The organism is Mameliella sp. LZ-28 (assembly GCF_012274245.1).
In the GTDB taxonomy this organism is placed as follows: domain Bacteria; phylum Pseudomonadota; class Alphaproteobacteria; order Rhodobacterales; family Rhodobacteraceae; genus Antarctobacter; species Antarctobacter albus.
Genome location: NZ_JAANYX010000036.1, coordinates 46,470 through 67,393 on the forward strand (window position 1 = coordinate 46,470; position 20,924 = coordinate 67,393).

The 20,924-nt window shown below is 64.1% G+C and carries 25 protein-coding genes; 16 read left to right on the top strand and 9 right to left on the bottom strand.

The annotated features are described in order from the left end of the window. Entirely contained in the window at positions 1 to 564 is a 564-nt protein-coding gene (locus G9Q80_RS24065; protein ID WP_088715486.1) for a 5-formyltetrahydrofolate cyclo-ligase, read from the bottom strand. Further along, the gene (gene mgtE, locus G9Q80_RS24070) at positions 561 to 1,955 is read right to left on the bottom strand and encodes a magnesium transporter (protein WP_043137958.1); all 1,395 of its coding nucleotides are present in this window, start codon (positions 1,953 to 1,955) and stop codon (positions 561 to 563) included. The genes G9Q80_RS24065 and mgtE overlap by 4 nt, the downstream gene beginning before the upstream one ends. Positions 1,956 to 2,062: 107 nt before the next feature. Between mgtE and guaD the strand changes: the two genes are divergently transcribed. Then, positions 2,063 to 3,349, top strand: coding sequence for a guanine deaminase (gene guaD / locus G9Q80_RS24075; RefSeq protein WP_088715485.1), 1,287 nt, complete (start codon positions 2,063 to 2,065; stop codon positions 3,347 to 3,349). A gap of 3 nt (positions 3,350 to 3,352) precedes the next feature. Here the strand turns inward: guaD and G9Q80_RS24080 are convergent, their stop codons facing one another. Genes G9Q80_RS24080 through nthA form a run of 3 tightly spaced genes read right to left on the bottom strand, consistent with a single transcriptional unit; the run spans position 3,353 to position 4,946 of the window. Further along, positions 3,353 to 3,658: a nitrile hydratase accessory protein gene (locus G9Q80_RS24080; protein ID WP_069209109.1), complete on the bottom strand. Its 306-nt coding sequence runs from the start codon at positions 3,656 to 3,658 to the stop codon at positions 3,353 to 3,355. Beyond that, positions 3,655 to 4,329 carry a nitrile hydratase subunit beta gene (gene nthB, locus G9Q80_RS24085; protein ID WP_088715484.1) on the bottom strand — a complete coding sequence of 225 codons (675 nt, stop codon included), beginning with the start codon at positions 4,327 to 4,329 and terminating at the stop codon, positions 3,655 to 3,657. Before nthB ends, G9Q80_RS24080 begins: the two co-directional genes overlap by 4 nt. Next, positions 4,326 to 4,946, bottom strand: coding sequence for a nitrile hydratase subunit alpha (gene nthA, locus G9Q80_RS24090; protein ID WP_088715483.1), 621 nt, complete (start codon positions 4,944 to 4,946; stop codon positions 4,326 to 4,328). The genes nthB and nthA overlap by 4 nt, the downstream gene beginning before the upstream one ends. A gap of 131 nt (positions 4,947 to 5,077) precedes the next feature. Between nthA and G9Q80_RS24095 the strand changes: the two genes are divergently transcribed. After that, the gene (locus G9Q80_RS24095) at positions 5,078 to 5,362 is read left to right on the top strand and encodes a hypothetical protein (protein WP_088715482.1); all 285 of its coding nucleotides are present in this window, start codon (positions 5,078 to 5,080) and stop codon (positions 5,360 to 5,362) included. 96 nt (positions 5,363 to 5,458) lie between these two features. Beyond that, positions 5,459 to 5,842, top strand: coding sequence for a preprotein translocase subunit SecG (secG, locus tag G9Q80_RS24100; protein WP_043137974.1), 384 nt, complete (start codon positions 5,459 to 5,461; stop codon positions 5,840 to 5,842). A gap of 60 nt (positions 5,843 to 5,902) precedes the next feature. Here secG and G9Q80_RS24105 read toward each other — a convergent pair whose 3' ends face one another. Beyond that, positions 5,903 to 6,292 carry a hypothetical protein gene (locus G9Q80_RS24105; protein WP_088715481.1) on the bottom strand — a complete coding sequence of 130 codons (390 nt, stop codon included), beginning with the start codon at positions 6,290 to 6,292 and terminating at the stop codon, positions 5,903 to 5,905. Positions 6,293 to 6,626: 334 nt separating this feature from the next. Between G9Q80_RS24105 and pyrG the strand changes: the two genes are divergently transcribed. Continuing rightward, on the top strand, positions 6,627 to 8,270 hold the full coding sequence (pyrG, locus tag G9Q80_RS24110; protein ID WP_043137979.1) for a CTP synthase: 1,644 nt from the start codon (positions 6,627 to 6,629) through the stop codon (positions 8,268 to 8,270). A gap of 37 nt (positions 8,271 to 8,307) precedes the next feature. On the opposite strand, the gene G9Q80_RS24115 is transcribed toward pyrG, so the two are convergent. Beyond that, positions 8,308 to 9,261 carry a hypothetical protein gene (locus G9Q80_RS24115; protein WP_133066411.1) on the bottom strand — a complete coding sequence of 318 codons (954 nt, stop codon included), beginning with the start codon at positions 9,259 to 9,261 and terminating at the stop codon, positions 8,308 to 8,310. Positions 9,262 to 9,573: 312 nt separating this feature from the next. Here G9Q80_RS24115 and G9Q80_RS24120 point away from each other — a divergent pair, with 312 nt between their 5' ends. After that, entirely contained in the window at positions 9,574 to 10,233 is a 660-nt protein-coding gene (locus G9Q80_RS24120) for a DUF2306 domain-containing protein (protein WP_088715535.1), read from the top strand. Here the strand turns inward: G9Q80_RS24120 and G9Q80_RS24125 are convergent. After that, positions 10,214 to 10,705 carry a hypothetical protein gene (locus G9Q80_RS24125; RefSeq protein WP_088715480.1) on the bottom strand — a complete coding sequence of 164 codons (492 nt, stop codon included), beginning with the start codon at positions 10,703 to 10,705 and terminating at the stop codon, positions 10,214 to 10,216. The two genes, G9Q80_RS24120 and G9Q80_RS24125, sit on opposite strands and share 20 nt — an antisense overlap. Before the next feature lie 125 nt (positions 10,706 to 10,830). Between G9Q80_RS24125 and G9Q80_RS24130 the strand changes: the two genes are divergently transcribed. From G9Q80_RS24130 to G9Q80_RS24155, 6 genes are all read left to right on the top strand, one after another. Further along, positions 10,831 to 11,622 carry a 23S rRNA (adenine(2030)-N(6))-methyltransferase RlmJ gene (locus tag G9Q80_RS24130; RefSeq protein WP_088715479.1) on the top strand — a complete coding sequence of 264 codons (792 nt, stop codon included), beginning with the start codon at positions 10,831 to 10,833 and terminating at the stop codon, positions 11,620 to 11,622. Positions 11,623 to 11,674: 52 nt separating this feature from the next. Further along, positions 11,675 to 12,118: a tellurite resistance TerB family protein gene (locus G9Q80_RS24135; protein ID WP_043137985.1), complete on the top strand. Its 444-nt coding sequence runs from the start codon at positions 11,675 to 11,677 to the stop codon at positions 12,116 to 12,118. Between the two features lie 40 nt (positions 12,119 to 12,158). After that, positions 12,159 to 12,599 carry a tellurite resistance TerB family protein gene (locus G9Q80_RS24140; RefSeq protein WP_043137988.1) on the top strand — a complete coding sequence of 147 codons (441 nt, stop codon included), beginning with the start codon at positions 12,159 to 12,161 and terminating at the stop codon, positions 12,597 to 12,599. Next, a complete protein-coding gene (locus G9Q80_RS24145) occupies positions 12,596 to 13,366 on the top strand; it encodes a phosphate/phosphite/phosphonate ABC transporter substrate-binding protein (protein ID WP_088669822.1) in 771 nt (256 codons plus the stop codon). The genes G9Q80_RS24140 and G9Q80_RS24145 overlap by 4 nt, the downstream gene beginning before the upstream one ends. 99 nt (positions 13,367 to 13,465) lie before the next feature. After that, a complete protein-coding gene (locus G9Q80_RS24150; protein WP_088669823.1) occupies positions 13,466 to 14,239 on the top strand; it encodes an ABC transporter ATP-binding protein in 774 nt (257 codons plus the stop codon). A 65-nt stretch (positions 14,240 to 14,304) separates the two neighbouring features. Continuing rightward, positions 14,305 to 15,030: a transporter substrate-binding domain-containing protein gene (locus tag G9Q80_RS24155; RefSeq protein ID WP_043137994.1), complete on the top strand. Its 726-nt coding sequence runs from the start codon at positions 14,305 to 14,307 to the stop codon at positions 15,028 to 15,030. A 66-nt stretch (positions 15,031 to 15,096) separates the two neighbouring features. Here G9Q80_RS24155 and G9Q80_RS24160 read toward each other — a convergent pair whose 3' ends face one another. Then, positions 15,097 to 15,339 carry a hypothetical protein gene (locus G9Q80_RS24160; protein WP_088715478.1) on the bottom strand — a complete coding sequence of 81 codons (243 nt, stop codon included), beginning with the start codon at positions 15,337 to 15,339 and terminating at the stop codon, positions 15,097 to 15,099. A 135-nt stretch (positions 15,340 to 15,474) separates the two neighbouring features. On the opposite strand from G9Q80_RS24160, the gene G9Q80_RS24165 reads away from it, so the two are divergent. From G9Q80_RS24165 to G9Q80_RS24185, 5 genes are all read left to right on the top strand, one after another. Beyond that, positions 15,475 to 16,356: an ABC transporter permease gene (locus G9Q80_RS24165; protein ID WP_088715477.1), complete on the top strand. Its 882-nt coding sequence runs from the start codon at positions 15,475 to 15,477 to the stop codon at positions 16,354 to 16,356. Beyond that, the gene (locus G9Q80_RS24170; RefSeq protein ID WP_088715476.1) at positions 16,353 to 17,159 is read left to right on the top strand and encodes an ABC transporter permease; all 807 of its coding nucleotides are present in this window, start codon (positions 16,353 to 16,355) and stop codon (positions 17,157 to 17,159) included. The genes G9Q80_RS24165 and G9Q80_RS24170 overlap by 4 nt, the downstream gene beginning before the upstream one ends. A 204-nt stretch (positions 17,160 to 17,363) precedes the next feature. Continuing rightward, positions 17,364 to 18,710, top strand: coding sequence for a glutamine synthetase family protein (locus G9Q80_RS24175; RefSeq protein WP_043138005.1), 1,347 nt, complete (start codon positions 17,364 to 17,366; stop codon positions 18,708 to 18,710). 55 nt (positions 18,711 to 18,765) lie between these two features. Continuing rightward, positions 18,766 to 19,464: a type 1 glutamine amidotransferase gene (locus G9Q80_RS24180; protein WP_088715475.1), complete on the top strand. Its 699-nt coding sequence runs from the start codon at positions 18,766 to 18,768 to the stop codon at positions 19,462 to 19,464. A 17-nt stretch (positions 19,465 to 19,481) separates the two neighbouring features. Next, the gene (locus G9Q80_RS24185; RefSeq protein WP_043138010.1) at positions 19,482 to 20,855 is read left to right on the top strand and encodes a glutamine synthetase family protein; all 1,374 of its coding nucleotides are present in this window, start codon (positions 19,482 to 19,484) and stop codon (positions 20,853 to 20,855) included. Positions 20,856 to 20,924: the final 69 nt, after the last annotated feature.

Here is a 20,924-nt window from a genome sequence, read left to right on the forward strand (position 1 = left end):
CTAGCGCGCCGGGGTGATGACCTCGGCCTCGGTCACGATCAGGTCCAACGGCTGGTCTGTTTCCTCCAGCGGCAGATCCGCATCCTCCTGCGCGCCGAAGGCGAACCCGATTGCCAGCGTCGGCCGCCGCGACCGCAACAGTTCCAGCGTGCGATCGTAGAACCCGCCCCCATAGCCCAACCGCCCGCCATCGCGGGAAAAGGCGACCAGCGGCACAATCAGCACCTCCGGTTCGAAATAGACCTGGTGTTCCGGGATCTGTGCCCCGAACGGCCCGTCGACCAGGGTGCAATCCGGCTCCCACCGGGCGAATTTCAGCGGCTGCCCCTTGGCCTCGATCACCGGCACGCCGACGGGGCCATGCGCGGACGCCTCGGCCATCGCGGGCACAGGGTCGATTTCCGTGCGGATCGGCAAAAAGCCGGACAGAGGCGCCCCGCGATACCCCGCAAGCACCTCGCTCAACTTGCCGGCGGCGCCGGGCGCCTGGGTTTCAAACGCCGGTTTCCGGCGGGCAAAGGCCGCCTTGCGCGCTGCCGCCTTGCGGTCTTCCAAAGTCGTCATAACAACACCACCACTGCCAGTCCCAGAAAGGCGAAAAAGCCGACCACATCCGTCACCGTGGTCACGAAGGCGCCCGAGGCCAGGGCCGGGTCCACCCCTGCCTTGTCCAAGATAACCGGGATCACGATCCCCGCCAGTCCGGCAATCACCAGATTGATCACCATCGCGGTGGCAATCACCCCGCCAAGCTGGAACGAGCCGAACCAGAGGATGCCCACGATTCCCATTATGACGGCAAAGGCCAGCCCATTGATCAGCCCCACCGCCACCTCGCGACGGATCACCCGCCAGATGTTGGCGCCGGTAAGGTCCTTGGTGGCCAGCGCGCGCACCGCCACCGTCAGCGACTGCGTGCCGGCGTTGCCGCCCATCGAGGCCACGATGGGCATCAGCACCGCCAGCGCCACCACCTGCGCGATGGCCGCCTCGAACTGGGCAATCACCAGCGAGGCCAGCACCGCCGTGACAAGGTTGACCGCCAGCCAGGGGAAGCGCCGCTTCGTCGTTTCGATCACCCGGTCGGACAGCCGGCTTTCACCGTCGACCCCGGCTAGGCGCAGGATGTCTTCCTCGTTTTCCTCGTCCAGAACCGCCATAGCGTCGTCAATCGTGATGACACCGACCAGTCGTTCGTTGTCGTCCACGACCGGCGCCGAGATCAGGTGGTACTGGTTGAAGGCATAGGCCACCTCGCCCTCGTCCCGCGTGACGGGGATGGTGTGAAAGGTCTCTTCGACGATGGATTTCAGCAACACGTCGCGGCGCGACGACATGATCTTGCCCAGCGTCACGTTGCCCACGGGCCGCAACCGGGGGTCCACCAGCACGACATGGTAGAACTGTTCCGGCAGCCGGTCGGAACTGCGCATGTAGTCGATGGCGTCGCCCACGCTCCAGTGTTCGGGCGCCATAACGACCTCGCGCTGCATCAGGCGCCCGGCAGAGAATTCGGGATAGCTCAGCGACTGGCGGACTGCAGCCGCGTCGCCGGCTTCCAGCGCATCCAGAATCGCGTCCTGCTGATCGCTTTCCAGGTCCTCGACCAGGTCGACGACGTCGTCGGTGTCCAGCTCGCGCACCGCGTCCGCCAGAACCGAGGGCGTCAGCGCGGCAAAGACCTCTTCGCGCAGCGCCTCGTCCAGTTCCGACAGGATCTCGCCGTCGAACTCCTTGTCGTACAGCCGGATCAGCCGGCCGCGATCATAGGCGTTGATCTGTTCCAGAAGGTCGGCGATGTCGGCCGCGTGCAGCGGCTCCATCAGCTCGACCAGCTGTTCCCTGTCCTCGACATCCACCGCATAGAGAATCGCCGCAACGGCCTTGCGGTCGAGCGCATAGGCGTCGTCGCGCTCTGCTGTCTCGGTGGTTTCTGCCTCCAGCTCTTCGGCCATGCCCTGCCCTCCACCTGTCGTCGCCCGACACTATGACAAGCTGTCGGCGGGCGACAGGGGGACTATGGCGATTTACCTTTCTTCGCGACCTGCCTAGGATTTTTTGCATGAGCAAACGCCACCTGCACCTGGGACAGACCCTGACCTTCACCGCCGATCCCCTTGTCGAGGGGCCGGGCGCGGCCCGGCACGACAGGCATGGCGCACTGGTGATCGAGGATGGCGTGATCACTGAGGTCGGCGGCGCCGAGGCGCTGCGGCGGGGTGACTTTTCCAGCACCACGGACCACGGGCAAGCCCTGCTGCTGCCCGGGTTCATCGATGCCCATGCGCACTACCCGCAGACGGCCATGATCGCCAGCTGGGGTAAACGGCTGATCGACTGGCTGAACACCTATACTTTCCCCGAGGAAATGCGCTTTGGCGACCCGGGCTATGCCGCGGAAATCGCGGGCCGTTACCTCGATCTGCTGCTGGCACAAGGCACGACAACGGTTTGCAGCTACTGCACGATCCATCCGGCCTCGGTGGACGCCTTCTTTGAGGCCGCCGCGGCGCGCGGCATGCGGGTCCTGGCGGGCAAGACCTGCATGGATCGCAACGCCCCCGAGGGCCTGCTGGACACCGCGCAATCCGCCTATGACGACAGCAAGGCGCTGCTGACGCACTGGCACGGGAATGGCCGTGCCTCTTATGTCATCACGCCCCGCTTTTCGCCCACCTCCACGCCCGAGCAGCTCTCGGCCCTGGGCGCTCTCTGGGCCGAACACCCGGACTGCCTGATGCAGACGCACCTCAGCGAGCAGACGGATGAAATAGCCTGGGTCAAATCGCTCTTTCCGCAAGCGCGCGACTATCTCGACACCTACGAGGCGCATGGCCTCCTGGGCGCAAACGGCCTTTATGGCCATGCCATCCACCTGGAGCCGCGTGAGAAGGACCGCCTGCGCGAGACCGGCGCCGCGTTGATCCATTGCCCGACGTCGAACACCTTCATCGGCTCCGGCCTCTTCGACATGGATGGGCTGACGCGTGCGGGCCACCGCGTGGGCCTTGCCACCGACACCGGCGGCGGATCGTCCTTTTCCATGTTGCGCAGCATGGCCGCCGCCTACGAGGTCGCACAACTGCGCGGGCATGCCCTGCACCCGGCGGAACTGATCTGGCTGGCCACCACCGGCTCGGCCCGGGCGCTGCGCCTCGACAACCGCATCGGCAGCCTCGCCCCGGGGATGGAGGCGGATTTCATCGCGCTCGACCTCGCCTCGACCCCGGCCATCGCGCAGCGCAGCGCGCGGGCGAAAGACCTCTGGGAGGCGCTGTTTCCGACGATCATGATGGGGGATGACCGCGCCATCGCGGCCACCTACGTTGCAGGGCGGCGCGTGGTCTGAGGCTCAGGCGATCCGAACCGGTTCTCCGTGTGGCGTTGTCAGGTAGGCTTTCTCCCAGGCATCCCGTAGCGCACTGAGGTCCTTGGCCCCGGCGATCCCCCTCTCGGTACAGATCCGCTCCAGCGCCGCGACCCAGGCGATGAAATAATCATCGCCACCGTCCAGTTCTTTCGACAAACCATGTTCCGCAAGCACCGCGCCGAAAACCTGCGTCCATTCCGGCCATGTGAAGGCCCCGCCCGCTTCCAGAGACACGGCCAGCGCAAAGGCCTGCGCGTGCCAGGGCGCCCCGAAGACGGGCTCTGTCATGTCTCTGGCTCCAGGTAGCTTTCCCAGAGATCGCAACTGACCGTATCCCCGGGCGCCTCCGCGGCGCCCCAGACCTCGGCTGCATCGAAAACCACGGTATAAAGCGGCTCGGCCTGTTCGCCCAATCCATGCGCGTTTGTGTCGGGAAAGACGTGGCACCCATGCGCGCGCTCCACGACCCCGGTCAACCCGGCGGCATACCCCGGCAGGCGTGTATGTCCACCCGTCACGGCCAGATTGCGTGCAGGACGACGCGTGCGCACGCGGTCGCCGGGCGCAAAGTGCGGCGCGGGACCCTCGCGCAAAACCGGCCCGCCGCGCGCCAATGTCCCGGCAACCGACTCGGCTTGCAGCCGGCGCTCGGCCAGGGGCGACGGCGCAGCCTCCGCTCCCGCCAATTCATCCCGGGTGATCACCCCTTGTGCCACCAGCAAGTCCGCCAGCCCGGCCAGCCATTTCTCGTAGTAGGAAAACGCCAGGTAGTCGGCAGGGGCGAGGCATTCACGGGCAAAGCGCGACCGGTCCAGCGTCCATTGCCCCAGCGCCCCCGCCGCAAGGGTCACCGCCAGCGCGCGGGCGTGCCACTCTTCGGCAAAGACAGGCGCGTCCCCGGCCGCAGGCTGCACCGGACCGTCACCGAACCGCCCTCCCATGTCATGAACCCGGGTCATGCAGGCGCCTCCACCAGCGCCGTGCCGATCATCGCGTCGCGGCTGACCAGAGCCGCCAACGCGCTTTCGTCCAGCCCGTCCGTCCCGACGGGCCGCATCGGCAGCACGAGATAGCGCACCTCGGCGGTCGAATCCCAGACCCGCACGCGCTGCCCCTCTGGCAGGGTCACGCCGAATTCGGCCAGCACCTTGCGCGGTTCGCGCACCGCCCGCGCCCGGTAGGCATCGAATTTGTACCACCCCGGCGGAATGCCCAAAAGCGGCCACGGGTAGCAACTGCACAGGGTGCAGACGACCATGTTGTGCTGTTCCGGCGTGTTCTCGACGGCAACCACATGTTCGCCCTGTCGCCCGGTGAACCCCAACTCGGCCACCGCCGCCGTCGCATCCTCCAAAAGGCGCTTGCGAAAGTCCGGATCGGTCCAGGCCCGCGCCACAACCGCCGCGCCGTTCCTCGGCCCGACCTTGTGGGCATAGATCTCGATGATCTCGTCCAGCGCAGCGGGGTCGATCAGACCCTTTCGGGTCAAGAGCGTTTCCAGCGCCTTGACCCGCAACGCCGGGTCAGGGGGCAAGAGACTGTGCGGCGGGGCGTCGTCGGCGTGATCGTGGGGCATTGGCAAAGCCTGCCCCGACCGGAGCCACCGCGCAAGCCCCCCCCTAGAGGGACGCAACCAAGGGTGACAGCCGCCAGGTCCTGTGTCACGGTCCCGGAACTTCAAATCCATCGGAAGGGAAAACACATTTCATGATCAAGGTATATTTTGCGTCGAGCCTCCTGTTTGTAATGACACTTGGCGCCGGCCCGGCCGCTGCGATCGTCACATTCGATCTGACGGACGCGCGGGCCGCAGAGCTGATTGCCCAGTGCGAAGCCGAAAAAGGCGCCCCGTGGAAACATTCCACCAGCCCATCCGTAGTGAACTGCTGCATACCCGGCGAGGACTGGTGCGTTGTCTGCACGGCGGGCACCCCGGAGGCCCCGACCAGTTGTATCTCGCTTGGCGTCCCGCCGGTGAAACCCGCGGAGTGACCGACCGGGGGCCGGGCGGCTTTCGGTTTCATTGCTTGCACCGGGGCAACGCTTCGCCTACATGACCCCGAAACCGACCCAACAGGCGCAGGCCCCATGGAAAACGTCATCCTCATCGTCCACCTTCTTCTGGCTCTCGGCCTGATCGGCGTCGTGCTGCTTCAGCGCAGCGAAGGCGGCGGCCTGGGGATCGGCGGCGGCGGCGGCGCCATGAGCCAGCGGGCCCCGCTGACGGCACTGGGCAAGCTGACCTGGATTCTTGCCGTGGGCTTCATCATCACCTCGATCACGCTGACGATCATCGCCGCCCAGAATGCTTCGGGCAGCTCGATCCTGGATCGGCTTGGCACGCAGGAACCCGCAACCGATGCGCCGGCACCGGCCCCCGGCCTTGACGGGATCGACCCGAACGCGCTGGTCCCGCCGCCCTCGGCAGACGGCGGAGACGCGGATGCGCCGCTGGTTCCGCGCGCCGACTGAGACCACTCGATTTCAGGAAAGGCGGCCTTCGGGGCCGCCTTTTTCATTGCGGGGCGGCGATCAGAACAGGCCGTCGTCCCACGACAGGCCCAAATCCGTGTCGCTGTCCTCGAAAAACCGGCGGACTGGCACATAGCGCCATTCGGGATCGGACCCTGCCGCCGTATGCCCAGGATCGCCATCTTTCGGGTTGGTCCATTCCGGAGAGTGTTCCGTGCCGTCCCGATACTCGGCCACGGTCACCTCTGCCCCCAGACCGGAGACGTCGGAGAACCCGCCCGAAGGCGCCGTCCCGCCACTGGCAAAGACAAAGGCATCCGTCTCGGACGTATCGTGGACCGCCTGAACCAGCTCGCCATCGGATCGCAGACCGCGACCGTCCTGAATGGCTTCTCGCTCGGCAAGGACCTCACCGTTCAGTGTTCCTTCAAAGTAGATTTCCAGGGCCATGATCCTGTCTCCTGCTTGTCGGCGCGCATTGCTGTCGGGGGCCAAGGACAAGGCCGCCAGCGGCCCCACGCCGGTTCCTGATTTCCCTGCCGAGACTAGCAGTTGCCCCCGGCAGGCCAGCAGTCAGGAATACCCCGACAAGGCGACAGACCGCCTACAATCCCTTGCAGATCGCCCATGCAGCGCAACAGCATCTAGCGGTCATCTGGACAAATCCGCGCGAATCCACTATGTCTCAAATCCCGTGTTGCAGCTGGTGCCACATCCGGTACAAGCCGCGTCTGAACTTGCAGGAACGCAGGCGATTGCCTGCAAAAATCACGGGGTTACCCAGATGGCGCGCTTCATCTTCATCACCGGCGGTGTGGTCTCTTCGCTTGGCAAGGGGCTGGCCTCCGCCGCCCTTGGCGCACTTCTCCAGGCACGCGGCTTTTCGGTCCGCCTGCGCAAGCTGGACCCCTATCTGAACGTCGATCCCGGCACCATGTCGCCCTTTGAACACGGTGAGGTCTTCGTCACCGACGACGGTGCCGAGACCGACCTCGACCTGGGCCACTACGAACGCTTTACCGGTGTCCCCGCGCGCAAGACCGATTCCATTTCCTCGGGCCGAGTCTATACCAACGTGCTGGAGAAAGAGCGCCGCGGCGATTACCTCGGCAAGACGATCCAGGTCATTCCGCACGTCACCGACGAGATCAAGGACTTCATCTCCATCGGAGAGGACGAGGTCGATTTCATGCTATGTGAAATCGGCGGCACCGTTGGCGACATCGAGGGCCTGCCCTTCTTCGAGGCGATCCGCCAGTTTTCCCAGGACAAGCCGCGCGGCCAGTGCATCTTCATGCACCTCACCCTGCTGCCCTGGATCAAGGCGAGCGGAGAGCTGAAGACCAAGCCGACCCAGCACTCGGTCAAGGAACTGCGCTCGATCGGCATCGCGCCGGATATTCTCGTCTGCCGTTCCGAGGGGCCGATCCCGCAGAAGGAGCGCGAAAAGCTGGCGCTGTTCTGCAACGTCCGCCCCGACAGCGTGATCGCCGCGCAGGACCTGTCGTCGATCTACGACGCACCGCTGGCCTATCACCGCGAGGGCATGGACCAGGCAGTTCTCGACGCCTTCCAGATCAGCCCCGCGCCCAAGCCCGACTTGTCGAAATGGGAGGATGTCAGCGACCGCATCCACAACCCCGAGGGCGAGGTCAACGTCGCCATTGTCGGCAAGTACGTCCAGCTGGAGGACGCCTATAAATCCATCGCCGAGGCGCTGACCCACGGCGGCATGGCCAACCGCGTCAAGGTACGGGTCGAATGGGTCGACGCCGAGATCTTTGACCGAGAGGACCCGGCCCCGCACCTCGAGAAATTCGATGCCATCCTCGTCCCCGGCGGCTTTGGTGAGCGCGGGACCGAGGGCAAGATCAAGGCGGCGCAATTCGCCCGTGAGCACAAGGTGCCTTACCTGGGCATCTGCCTGGGGATGCAGATGGCGGTGATCGAGGCGGCGCGCAACGTCGCTGGTGTGAAAAAGGCGGGATCGGAGGAGTTCGACCACGAGGCCGGGGAAAAGCGTTTCGAACCCGTGGTTTATCACCTCAAGGAATGGGTGCAGGGCAACGAGAAGGTCAACCGCCGCCCGGACGATGCCAAGGGCGGCACCATGCGGCTGGGGGCCTATGACGCGGTGCTGACCGAAGGCTCGAAGGTGGCAAAGGTCTATGGCAAGACGGCCATCGACGAACGCCACCGCCACCGCTACGAGGTCGACATCAAGTACCGCGAGCAGCTGGAAACCAGCGGTCTGTGCTTCTCGGGCATGTCCCCCGACGGCAAGCTGCCCGAGATCGTGGAATGGCCGGACCACCCCTGGTTCATCGGCGTCCAGTTCCACCCCGAGCTGAAGTCGAAACCCTTTGACCCACATCCGCTTTTCCGGGATTTTGTGCGGGCGGCGAAAGAGGTGTCGAGGTTGGTTTGAGGACGTATGAATTCAAAAATACAGTGGCGGCGTGATGTCATTTGAATAGCTTTACTTCCTGGGCGGACATTCCAGTTCCAGAGTACGGGTATGTATAGCATTCAGAATATCGCCACCTTGGAACCGATTTTGCTGTAAAGACCCGATCACTTTCGGATACTGTTCGCCACGAGTGCGATCCATATTGAGCAGTCAATAGAATCCAAAGAGCCGCCAAAGATTTGAATAGAGAAGATAAATTTGCCCGAAATAGGCACGCACTTCTGTCGTGCTTCGTAGCATTGTAGGCATCATACCAAGATAGAGATACCGTTGGCTTCGCCGAACTCCAGTCACGAAAAGGGTGAATCTCGCCAAGCCACGGCATCTCGGAAAATTCCAGCGCATACTCGTTCAATCTCATTGGCTTTAATAGACGGACAAAATCCGAAGTGTTGTAACGATCCTTCTCTAATCCATTGCACCTCAAAATGAGGCGCATTTGATTTTCACACTCAGTACAAGCAAGAATTAGGAGGCTACGAATTTTATTGCCAAAGCAGTCTTTATTTTCGATCACCGGCTCAATGACCTCCAAGACCTCCCACAACTGCCCTACCAAAGCCGAATAATACCTAGCAGAGTTGAATAATTCACCCATATCAGCATTCGCAAAATTAGGTCGAGCCGGACCGCTATCTGGATGCTGATCATTCGGCCTGCCGATTCTTGGGTAATATTGACCCGGGCATAATTCCATCTTGTGAACCACAAAGTCACAAGAAAACTGACCTTTCAGCGCCTCCCTAACTGAGCCATAATTGGAAACAACCAACTTCTCTGCGCCGTTAATACCCGCCCTCCAGATCTCGCCTTCTTGTTGCTGCCAAATTTGGCCGTGACCGTTTGATGTAACTCCGAAGAAACGTGCACCTGACACGTCTTGATCGTTTAATTCAGACGCATCCAAGTTCCGGCGCCTAGGTTTCGGACCAGATACAACGATGGTCAAAAACTCACCTCAAAAACTCAAGGACTGGAATATGTGTAGCCAATCCAAGTCTAGGAAATTTTATAGCGCTCGACAATAGCCGCGCCAGCGCCGACCCGCGGGGTGGCGCTCCGACGGTTGATCGGGTGCGGTTTATCTTGACACATCCGAAGGACCTCAAAGGCCGGCGCCCAGCCCAACCAAAGCGCCGCCCCGGGGGGCGGGTCGGCGCTCGCGCGGCGGCCTGCGGCCTTGTCCCGCGCCCAGGAGCTTCGCGTACAGATGTTTCGCGCCCCCTTCCCGGTCCCCGCAAATCACCCTACCTTCCGCGCCATGATCCGTCGCGCCCTACCCTCTGTCCTGCTGGTCCTTCTGGCCCTGATGGTGCTGCCCTTTGCCTGGCACGCGCTCACCCGGCCCGTGCTGGCGCTGCAAGGCGTGCCTGAGGCGCTGGGTCGGTTGTTTCATCCCGGCGCGCCGCTCTCGAATCTGGCCATCTATGCCCACATGATCACCGGCGCCGTCATCACCGCGACCGTGCCGCTGCAACTCCTCCCGGTGATCCGCCGGCGGGCGCCGGGTTTGCACCGGCTCTCGGGCTATACGCTGGCCACGACCGCCGTAGTCACCGGTCTCGCCGGGCTGCTTTACATCGCGCTGCAGGGCACCGTTGGCGGCCCTTGGATGTCGGGCTGGTTCGCGCTGTATGGCGCGCTGATGATCCTCGCGGCGTCCAACACCGTCTACTACGCCATCGACAAGGACGTGACGCGCCACCGCCGCTGGGCGCTGCGCCTGATGGTGCTGGCGGTGGGCTCCTACTTCTATCGCCTGCACTACGGGCTGTGGTTCGCCACGACGGGGGGCATCGGGGTGGACGATTTCTACGGCCCCTTTGACCGCGCGATGGTCTGGGCCTTCTACCTGCCCTACCTTGCGCTGCTCGAACTCTGGTTCCTGGGCGAAAGGCGCCTCAGCCGAAAACCAGCGTGAGGATACAGTCCCAGCCGCCCTCTGCCGTGCCCGCCGCGCAGAAGCCCGTCCCGATGCGCCCCACCATCATGTAGAGCATCCCGCCAAAGGCTGCCCCATGCGTGACCCAGACCAGCCGGGGGCGGTTGTCCTGCGCGGTGCGGATCAGCGCGCCGTTGATGTCCGGAAAGGACCGGTTCAGGCGCCGGAACTCGCGGCTCATGGTGATGGCGATGTCATAATGCTGCCGCAGGGCCTGCCCGTTGACATAGGTGAAAAAGGCGACGGCCAGCACGAACATCCCGGCGAAACTGCCCCCCAGGTCGCCCTGGTAGAAATGCAGGAAACCGAAAAGGGGGATATAGGAGGTCAGGAACATGCCCCAGATGAAGTCGATCTTTTGCCAGATCATGACGTAGACACGCAGGTATTCCAGAAGTTCCTTTTCCCGCGCCTCGCGGTCGATCACGCCCTGCACGCCGCTCTGTGCCATCCATCCGCCTCGCCAAGTCCCCTGGGGTCTGCACTACCGCATGTGATACCGGCTTGCGGGCGATGCGCAAGCGGTCTGCCCCGTAGGCCCTTGCCAGCCCCGCCGCAAACTCTTAGGCCGCTCATATGCTGTCCTATCAACACGCCTATCATGCCGGGAACCTGGCCGACGTGCACAAGCACGCGGCCCTGGCATGGATGCTTGACTACCTGACCCGCAAGCCAAAGCCGCTCAGCTATATCGAGACGCACGCCGGGCGCGGGCTCTATGATCTTGCCGGCGCCGAGGCGGTCAAGACCGGCGAGGCAGCACAGGGGATCGCCCGGGCCGAAGGCTGGTTCGGCGCTGATCATCCCTATGCCCGGGCGCTGAAGAAGGTGCGGACGGAAAGGGGGCCGACGGCCTATCCCGGCTCACCGCTGATCGCGCAGAGCCTGTTGCGCGCGGACGACCGGCTGCACCTGGCCGAACTGCATCCGCAGGAGCACGAAGCGCTGTCCCGCGCGGTGCGGGCGCCCAATACGCGGGTCTACAGGCAGGACGGCTACGAGATGGCGCAAAGCCTCTGCCCCCCCGATCCGCGCCGAGGATTGATGCTGATCGACCCCAGCTGGGAGGTGAAGGCGGATTACGTCAGCGTGCCCCGGACCATGCAGGCCCTCGCCCGCAAGTGGAACGTGGGCATCCTGGCGCTGTGGTATCCGCTGCTGCGCGACGGGGCACATGCGCCCATGCTGCGCCAGCTGGAGGCCGAATTCCCCGAGGCCCTGCGCCACGAGGTCCGCTTTCCGCCTGCCCGGGACGGTCACCGCATGATCGGCTCGGGCCTCTTTGTCGTAAACCCGCCCTGGGGGATGGACGCGGCACTGAAACCACTCTCGGACCAATTCGCAAGGACCGGCTCGACAGGCAGGTGACGCCGCCTCCGGCGTCATGCTAGGCCTTTGGCGAACCATCAGGAGGCCGGCCATGTTCGAGCGGTTGAAAGCCTTTTTCCACCACGGTCCGCGCCAGCCCGCACCGCTGCCGGAACCGGATGCCAAGTTGGCGCTTGGCACTCTTCTGGTCCGCGTGGCGCGGGCAGACGACACCTATCTCTTCGAGGAAATCAGCCAGATTGACCGGACCCTGTCCGCGGCCTTCGGGTTGAACCCGGTCGAGGCCGCCAAGATGCGCGCCACCTGCGAAAGGCTGGCCCGCGAGATCAAGGACGACGCCAGGATGACCGCGCTGATCCGCGAGAACGTGGATTATGCCCACCGCGTCGAAACCGTACAGGCGCTTTGGCAGGTGGCCTGGGCGGACGGGATCACCGATGCCCGCGAAGCCGCGCTGGTGAACCTGGTCGAAGAGGCGCTTGGCGTCGCCCCGCATGACAACGAAGCGGCGCGCAGCGCGGCCGTGATCCCCTGAGTAATTGTGCCGGCCCGAAACCGGGCTTATATCCCAGAGCATGTTCGCAGATTTCCTCAAGCGCCTGACGGCGACCGACCCCGCCCCCCTGCCTGACGAAGACGCCCGACTTGCGCTGACCGCGCTGCTGGTCCGGGTCGCCAGGTCCGACGGCGCCTTCGACGACAGCGAGCGGGACCGCATAGATCGGATTATCGCCACCCGGTACGGCCTGTCGCCCTTCGAAGCCGCGCGTCTGCGGGCCGAGGGCGAGGGGCTGGAGGCAGAGGCACCGGACACCGTGCGCTTTACCCGCGCGATCAAGGATGCCGTGCCCTACGAGGACCGCATCGCGGTGATCGAGGCGCTCTGGCAGGTGGTACTGGCCGATGGCGTGCGCGAGGCCGAAGAGGACGCGCTGCTCAGGCTGGTGTCGAACCTTCTGGGGATCAACGACCGTGACAGCGCCCTGGCACGGCAGCGGGTCGAGAAAAAGCAATGATCGCCAGCCTGCCGATGTATTGGCGGGAAGAGAACGCGCGGTCCTGGTGCGACTTCTGGTCGTGCGTGCAATCGGCAGGCCGCCGCCACGGGTTGGACTTGCCGGACCTGACACCGCCGGACGCGATCCCCGAACCGTGGAGCGATCACTGGTTGCGGGACGATCTGGCCTTGTCGATGACCTGTGGCTTGCCTTTTCGGACGGTGCTGAAGGACAGGGTGACCTACGTGGGAACGCTCGGCTTCGGCCTGAACTGCAAGCCGGGACACTATTACTCGCGCGTCCTGAGGCGCCTTGTTCGCAATAATCCGCACGACGTTACAGGTATAGACGGCCTGCGGCTCGCCTACAATTCCTCCGACAGTCAGTCCGGTTGGGCGGCTTCGCAAGGGGGCACGCCCTTTTTCAGAGTGCCGACCTACAGTGCATTTGTCAAAACCGGCTCCCATGCCGGTTCGCTCGATGCGGTGGCTCAGGGACACGCGGATATCGCCTTTGTCGATGCGGTGACCTGGCGTCTTCTCAAGCGTTTCGAGCCAGCCTCTGCCAAAGTCCATGTTGCCGGCCATACAGCGGCCACACCGGGATTGCCCTTGATAGCCACCCGAGGCACTAATCCTGCGCCGCTTCGGGCGGCGCTGCTTGACGCGGTCGTTGACTTTGTTCCGCAAGGCGACCCTTTCGAGATGGGCGGCCCGCTTTCTTTCCACGTCTTAGACCCCCAACGCTATTTCGACCTGCCCATCCCGGCGCCTGCGCCCGCCTGACCCAAGGTCAGAACCGGACTTTTTGCCCTTGGCCCCCTTGCCAAGTGCGCAGGATTGCGCGTTGATACCGGCCATCCTGCGATCTGCCCGAGGCTCCGCTTGTCCGACACGCCCGTCATTGAAATCCGCAATCTGCACAAGGCCTATGGCTCTCTCGAAGTTCTCAAGGGAGTCGACATCACGGCCCGCAAGGGTGACGTGGTCTCGCTGATCGGGTCGTCCGGCTCCGGAAAGTCGACGCTGCTGCGCTGCTGCAACCTGCTCGAAGACAGCCAGCAGGGCGAGATCCTCTTCAAGGGGGAACCGGTCCACTGGAAGGGTGACGGCCACAACCGCCGCCCGGCGGATGCCAAGCAGGTTCTGCGCATTCGGACGAACCTGTCGATGGTATTCCAGCAGTTCAACCTGTGGGCCCATATGACCATCCTGCAAAACGTCATGGAGGCGCCGGTCACTGTGCTGGGCCGCGATCGTGCTCAGGTGGAAGAGGCCGCGCGCGGCTACCTGGACAAGGTGGGCATAGGCGACAAATGCGACGTCTACCCGGCCCAGCTGTCAGGCGGACAGCAGCAACGCGCCGCGATCGCCCGCGCGCTCTGCATGGAACCGGAAGCACTGCTTTTCGATGAACCGACCAGCGCGCTGGATCCGGAGCTGGAACAGGAAGTGGTGCGGGTGATCAAGTCGCTGGCCCAAGAGGGGCGCACGATGCTGATCGTGACCCATGACATGAAGATGGCCTCGGACGTCAGCGACCACGTCGTGTTCCTGCACCAGGGGCTGATCGAGGAACAAGGCCCGCCGGAGACACTCTTCGGCGCGCCGAAATCGGAACGGCTTCGGGGGTTCCTGAAGTCGACCGTCCATGCCTAGGCCCAAAGGGCCGGCATCCGAAAAACGGCGGGACAGCCGCCGGAAGTCCAACAGGGAGTAACGATATGAAAAACCTTCTGATCGGAACAGCCGCACTGGCGATGTTCGCCGGCGCGGCCTTCGCGGAAAGCCACTCGGTTGTGCGTCTGGGTACCGAGGGCGCTTACCCTCCGTACAACTACATCGACGATGACGGCGAAGTGGCCGGTTTTGAACGCGAGCTGGGCGACGAGCTGTGCAGCCGCGCCGAGCTGACCTGCGAATGGGTCACCAACGAATGGGATTCGATCATCCCGAACCTCGTCTCGGGCAACTACGACACCATCATCGCGGGCATGTCGATCACGGATGAACGCGACGAGGTCATCGACTTCACCCAGAACTACACCCAGCCCGATCCTTCGGCCTTCCTGGCGATGGAAGGCATGGAACTGGACATGGAAGGCGGCATCTTCGCCGCGCAGGCGGGCACCATCCAGGCCTCCTACATCGCCGAGATGGGCGCCACACTGGTCGAATTTGCCACCCCTGACGAAACCATCGCCGCCGTGCGCAACGGCGAGGCGGACGCGGTCCTGGCGGACAAGGCCTACCTTGCCCCCATCGCGGACGAAAACGCCGACCTGGCCTTTGTCGGTGACGACATCCTGATCGGCGGCGGCATCGGCATGGGCCTGCGCGAAAGCGACGGCGAGCTGCGCGCCAAGTTCGACGCGGCCATCCAGTCGATGAAGGACGACGGCTCGCTGAACGCGCTGATCGAGAAATGGGAAGTCGGCGAGACTTTCTGAGGTACCTGGCTGAGGTACCTGGCCGAGGTGCAGGCCGCGCGGGAAACACTCCGCGCGGCCAACCGCCTAGCCCAGCAGCGGGTCGTCGAAGGCCGGCGGCATGAAGCCGCCATCGGTAAAGGACTCGCCCGCGATGTCGGGAATCTTGAGATAGGCGTAGGGGTTGAACGCGCCATCCTGAAAGACCGGCGGCCCCGATTTGCCCAGAAGCGGATCTTCGAATGCGTCGATCGCGGGCGGCTGGAACATGCCCGATCCGTTGTCCACGACGGCGGCAATGGGTTTTTTGAACACGAATTCGTCCTGCATTTTGACCTCCTGAAAGAAACAAGTTGAATGGGGACAGGGTGCCGGGGGACGCTGGCTTGGTCAATGAAAAAGGCGCGGCAGCGGCTTTGACCCGGAATGAGACGCAAATGAAGGTGGCTATGAAGACAGGGTGCGATGTTCGGCTTCTGCGCTGATCCCGACACGTTGGGCAACGTGGCCTGGATGGCCTGCTACCTGACCACGGGCAAGCACATGGCCATCTACCTTTCGGTGGGGACCGTTCTGCTGCTGCTGGCGATCACCGCCCCGGCGGCGCTGGCCTTCGGCTTTGCAGGGGCTTCGGCGGCGCGGTCGCGCGTCCTGCCGCTCAGCTGGCTGGGCCGCGGCTATATCGCCATCGTTCGCGGCGTGCCGGATATCGCCTTTTTCCTCTTCTTCGTCATCGCGCTGGACCAGTTTTTCGAATGGATCCGGCACGAGGTGAAGTGCCCCGACTGGGATCAGCCGATCCGGCAGGGCAATGATTTCGTGGTCTGCGCCGAGGCCAAGCTGCCCCTTGGCAACGCGGCGCAATGGGTGCATGAGACCTATGGCTTTTTCCTCGCGGTTCTGACTTTTGCCATTGTTTTCGGTGCCTTCGCGGCAAACGTCCTGTATGGCGCCATGCGGGCCGTCCCCCGCGCCCAGATGGAAACCGCCGAGGCCTATGGCATGAGCCCGCGCCAGTGCTACTGGCGCATCCTGGTGCCGCAGATGTGGGTCTATGCCCTGCCCGGCCTGTCGAACCTCTGGATGGTGCTGATCAAGGCGACACCGCTGCTGTTCCTGCTGGGGGTCGAGGATATCGTCTACTGGGCGCGCGAGCTGGGCGGTGCCAAGACGGCGCGGTTTACCGATTACCCGCACGGCGACTGGCGCATGTGGTACTTCCTGGCGCTGCTGGTGTTCTACCTGCTGTTCACGCGGGTGTCCGAAATCGTGCTGGACCGGATCATGAAGCGGCTCACGCATGGACAGGCGACCTCCGGCGGCGAAGCACAGAGGAAAGCGGCATGAGCTGTTTGCAGACCATCGCCGACTACGGGTTGCGCTCCATCGGGATCGGCGAGCGGCTGTTGCCGCGCGAGGATTTCACGCTGTGCCAGCAATTCACCCTGATCGGTTCGGGGATGATCTGGAACATCTACTTCGGTCTGATCGCCCTTTTGACCGGGTTCTTCCTGGCCACTGCGGTCGCCCTGGGCAAGGCGTCGTCGAACCCGCTGGCGCGTAAGCCCTCGGAATGGTTCATCTTTGTCTTCCGCGGCAGCCCGCTGTTCATCCAGTTCTTCTTTGCCTATTTCGCCTTTCTCAGCCTGAAATCCGTCTCGCCGATCTTCGATCCCTTCACCTCGGCCTGGCTGGGGGCGGCGATTGTCCTGTTCCTGAACACCGCCGCCTATTCCGGAGAGATCTTCTACGGCGCGCTCTTGTCGATCCCCAAGGGCGACACCGAGGCGGCGGATGCCTACGGGTTTTCCGGGCTGACCAAGTTCCGCAAGATCACCTGGCCCACCATGCTGCGGCTGGCCTGGCCTGCCTACACGAACGAGGCGATTTTTCTCTTTCATGCCACGACGCTGGTCTATTTCTCGGGCTTTCCGGCCTGGCGGCAAAAGGGCGATGCGCTGTATTACGCCAACTACTTTGCCGACAAGACCTTCAACCCCTTCGTGCCCTACCCGATCCTGGCCGGGTATTTCATCCTGGTCACGCTGGTCATCATCACGGTCTTCGGGCTGGTGAACCGGCGGCTGAACCGGCACCTGCCGCAAGAGTCCCGGGGCCGGTTGAAGATGCGGATGAACCTGATCCGCTGAGGCCCCGGCCATGTACGTTTTGTACAAAACGTACGTCGATTCCGGCAAAACGTACAAACCGGCAAGGAACGGTTAACCCGGCCCGAAAGCTGCCCGCAAAGCGGGCGCGCTACCCCTTCCCGCGATGCGCCGTGAACGCCCCCCTTGCCCAATGGCGCGGGCTCGCCTATGAATTTGATCAAATTCTGAAAGCACGAGATCCCCATGCCCGCCCCCAGCGCCGACTGGCTGCACGACCGCCCTCAAATCCGCACCATCCGAGCCGCCGCCTGTGACGTGAACGGCGTTGCCCGGGGCAAACGCATGCCCATTCCCAGCGCCGTCAAGATGCTCAAGGACGGCACGCGCTTTCCCTTCTCGGCGCTGAACGTGGACATCTGGGGCGAGGACATCGCCGACAGCCCGCTGGTCTTTGACAGTGGCGACCGCGACGCGATCCTGTTTCCGACAGAGCGCGGCTTTGTGCCCATGCCCTGGCTGGAGGCGCCCACCGCCCTGCTGCCGATCTGGATGTTCCACGAGGATGGCCGCCCCTTCGAGGGCGACCCGCGCCATGCGCTGTCCTTCGTACAGAAACGCTTTGCCGAAAAGGGGCTGACGCCGGTGGTGGCGGTCGAGCTGGAGTTCTACCTGATCGACGACAGCACCCGGCGCCTGCAGGTGCCGATCAGCCCCCGCTCGGGCAAGCGGCGCGACGCGGCAGAGGTCTTGTCGATCCGGGCGCTGGATGCCTTCGACATCTTCTTTACCGACCTCTACGAGGCCTGCGAGGTCATGGACATTCCCGCCGATACGCTGATTTCCGAGGCGGGGATCGGCCAGTTCGAGGTCAACCTGATGCACCAGGCGGACCCGTTGAAGGCCGCTGACGACGCCTGGCTGTTCAAACAGCTGGTCAAGGGGCTGGCCCGGAAACACGGCTTTGCCGCCAGCTTCATGGCCAAGCCCTACGAGGATTATTCCGGCAACGGGATGCATGCGCATTTCAGCGTGCTGGACGCGGACGGCAAGAACATCTTTGACAACGGCGGGCCGGAGGGCACGGATGCCCTGCGCCATGCCATCGGCGGATGCCTTGCGGCGCTGTCGGACAGCGCGCTGGTCTATGCGCCGCACCTGAACAGCTACGAGCGCATCGTGCCCGGCTCTCACGCGCCGTCAGCGATCTGCTGGGCCTATGACAACCGCACGGCGGCGGTGCGCGTGCCCTCTGGCCCGCCTGCCGCGCGCCGCATCGAACATCGCGTGGCCGGGGGCGACGTGAACCCCTACCTGGCGCTGGCGGCGATCCTGGGCGCGGCGCTGATGGGGATGGAGGACGCCACCGAGCCGCCCGCGCGCATCACCGGCAACGCCTACGACCAGGACCTGCCGCATATTCCCCGCGACTGGGGCAGCGCGATCGAGGCCTTTGCCGACAGCCCCTTGATGCCCCGCATCTTTCCGAAGGAACTGATCCGCAACCTTGTCCTGACCAAGCGGCAGGAATTGCGGGACATGGACGAGCTGACCAAGCACGAACAGATGGACCTTTACCTGGATACGGTCTGATCTTGCAGGGCGCGCGGCGCGCGCCTAGCTTTCGGACCAGGAACATGGGTGTTTCATGAAAATCGGTATCTTGCAGACGGGCATCGTGGTGCCGGAACTGGCGCAGGAGCATGGCCAGTACCCGGAGATGTTCATGGATCGCCTGTCCCACGCCGGGTTCACCTTCGAAACCTGGTCCGTGGTCAATGGAGAGTTCCCGCCGGGACCGGAGGCCGCCGACGGCTGGCTGATCACCGGATCGCGGCACGGGGTCTACGAGGATCATGCCTGGCTTCCGCCGCTCGAAGAATTCATTCGGCAGATCGTCGCGGCGGGCAAGCCGCTGGTGGGGATCTGCTTTGGCCACCAGGTGATCGCGCAGGCGCTGGGGGGCACGGCGGTCAAGTATCCAGGCGGCTGGGCGGTGGGGCCACAGACCTACGAATTTGAGGGGCGCGGGCCGAAAACCGTGATGGCCTGGCACCAGGACCAGGTGACGGACCCGCCCGAGGGCAGCGTGACACTGGCCAGCAATGACTTCTGCCGTCATGCCGCCCTCTTGTACCCCGGCAAGGCCTATACCGTGCAGCCCCACCCCGAGTTCGACCGCGCCTTTACCAAGGGCCTGATCGACAAACGCGGCCCGGGCGTGGTGCCCGAGCAGATCCTGCAGGAGGCCGAGGCCGGGCTGGATGCTCCGCTGGACAGTGCCGAACTGATCGACGACCTGATTTACTTCCTGAAACACAAGCGGCTGCCGCAGCGCGCCGCCTGAAACGCAAAGGACAGCCCGTGGACACGAGCGCCCCGAAAGACTGGACCGAAACCCTGCCCGAACCGGCCCGCGCCTACCTGGAGGGGCGCCGCCTGGACGAGGTCGAATGCATCGTCTCGGACCTGCCCGGCATCGCGCGGGGCAAGGCGGTGCCGGCGTCGAAATTCGCCCGGATGGGGTATTTCCACCTGCCGGATTCTATCTTCTTCCAGACCATCACCGGCGACTGGGGCGAGGCCGCGGGCGACGACGGGTTCATCGAGCGGGACATGATCCTGAAACCTGACATGAGCACGGCCACCGCCGCGCCCTGGACCGGCGACTGGACCCTGCAGGTGATCCATGATGCCTATGACCGGCACGACGTGCCGGTGCCCTTTTCCCCGCGCAACATCCTGAAAAGGGTCGTCAAGCTCTACGAGGAACAGGGGTGGAAGCCGGTGGTGGCGCCGGAGATGGAATTTTACCTGGTGGCGCGCAATGTCGACCCGGCCAAGGACATCCAGCCGATGATGGGCCGCTCGGGCCGCCCTGCCGCCGCGCGCCAGGCCTATTCGATGACCGCCGTGGACGAGTTCGGCCCGGTGATCGACGACATCTACGATTTCGCCGAGGCACAAGGGTTCGAGATCGACGGCATCACCCAGGAAGGCGGCGCCGGCCAGCTGGAAATCAACCTGCGGCATGGCAGCCCGGTCAAGCTGGCGGACGAGGTGTTCTACTTCAAGCGGCTGATCCGCGAGGCGGCGCTGCGGCACGACTGTTTCGCCACCTTCATGGCGAAACCGATCGCCGACGAGCCGGGCAGCGCCATGCACATCCACCACTCGGTACTTGACCTGGAAACCGGCAAGAACCTGTTTTCCGGTCCCCAGGGCGGCGAGACGGATGCGTTTTTCCATTTCATCGGCGGGCTGCAGGCGCATCTGCCCTCGGCCATCGCGGTGCTGGCGCCCTATGTGAACAGCTATCGCCGCTACGTGAAGGACCACGCGGCGCCGATCAACCTGGAATGGGGACGCGACAACCGCACCACGGGCATCCGCATTCCCCTGTCGGGGCCGGAGGCGCGCCGGGTGGAGAACCGGCTGGCGGGCATGGACTGCAACCCCTACCTGGGCATCGCCGCCTCGCTGGCCTGCGGCTACCTGGGACTGATGGAAGAGCGGCGCCCGTCGAAACAGTTCCGCGGCGATGCCTACGAGGGCGAAGGCGACATTCCCCGCGTCCTGGGCCAGGCGCTGGACATTTTCGATGGAGCGGAAGCCCTGCACGAAGTGCTGGGACCGGAGTTCGCGCGGGTCTATTCCATCGTGAAGCGCACGGAATACGAGGAATTCCTGCAGGTGATCTCTCCCTGGGAGCGCGAGCACCTGCTGTTGAACGTGTGATCCGGCGGTGCGCGCTGACGCGCGCGCAGGTTGGTAGGATGGGGGCTCTGCCCCCATACCCCCGAGGTA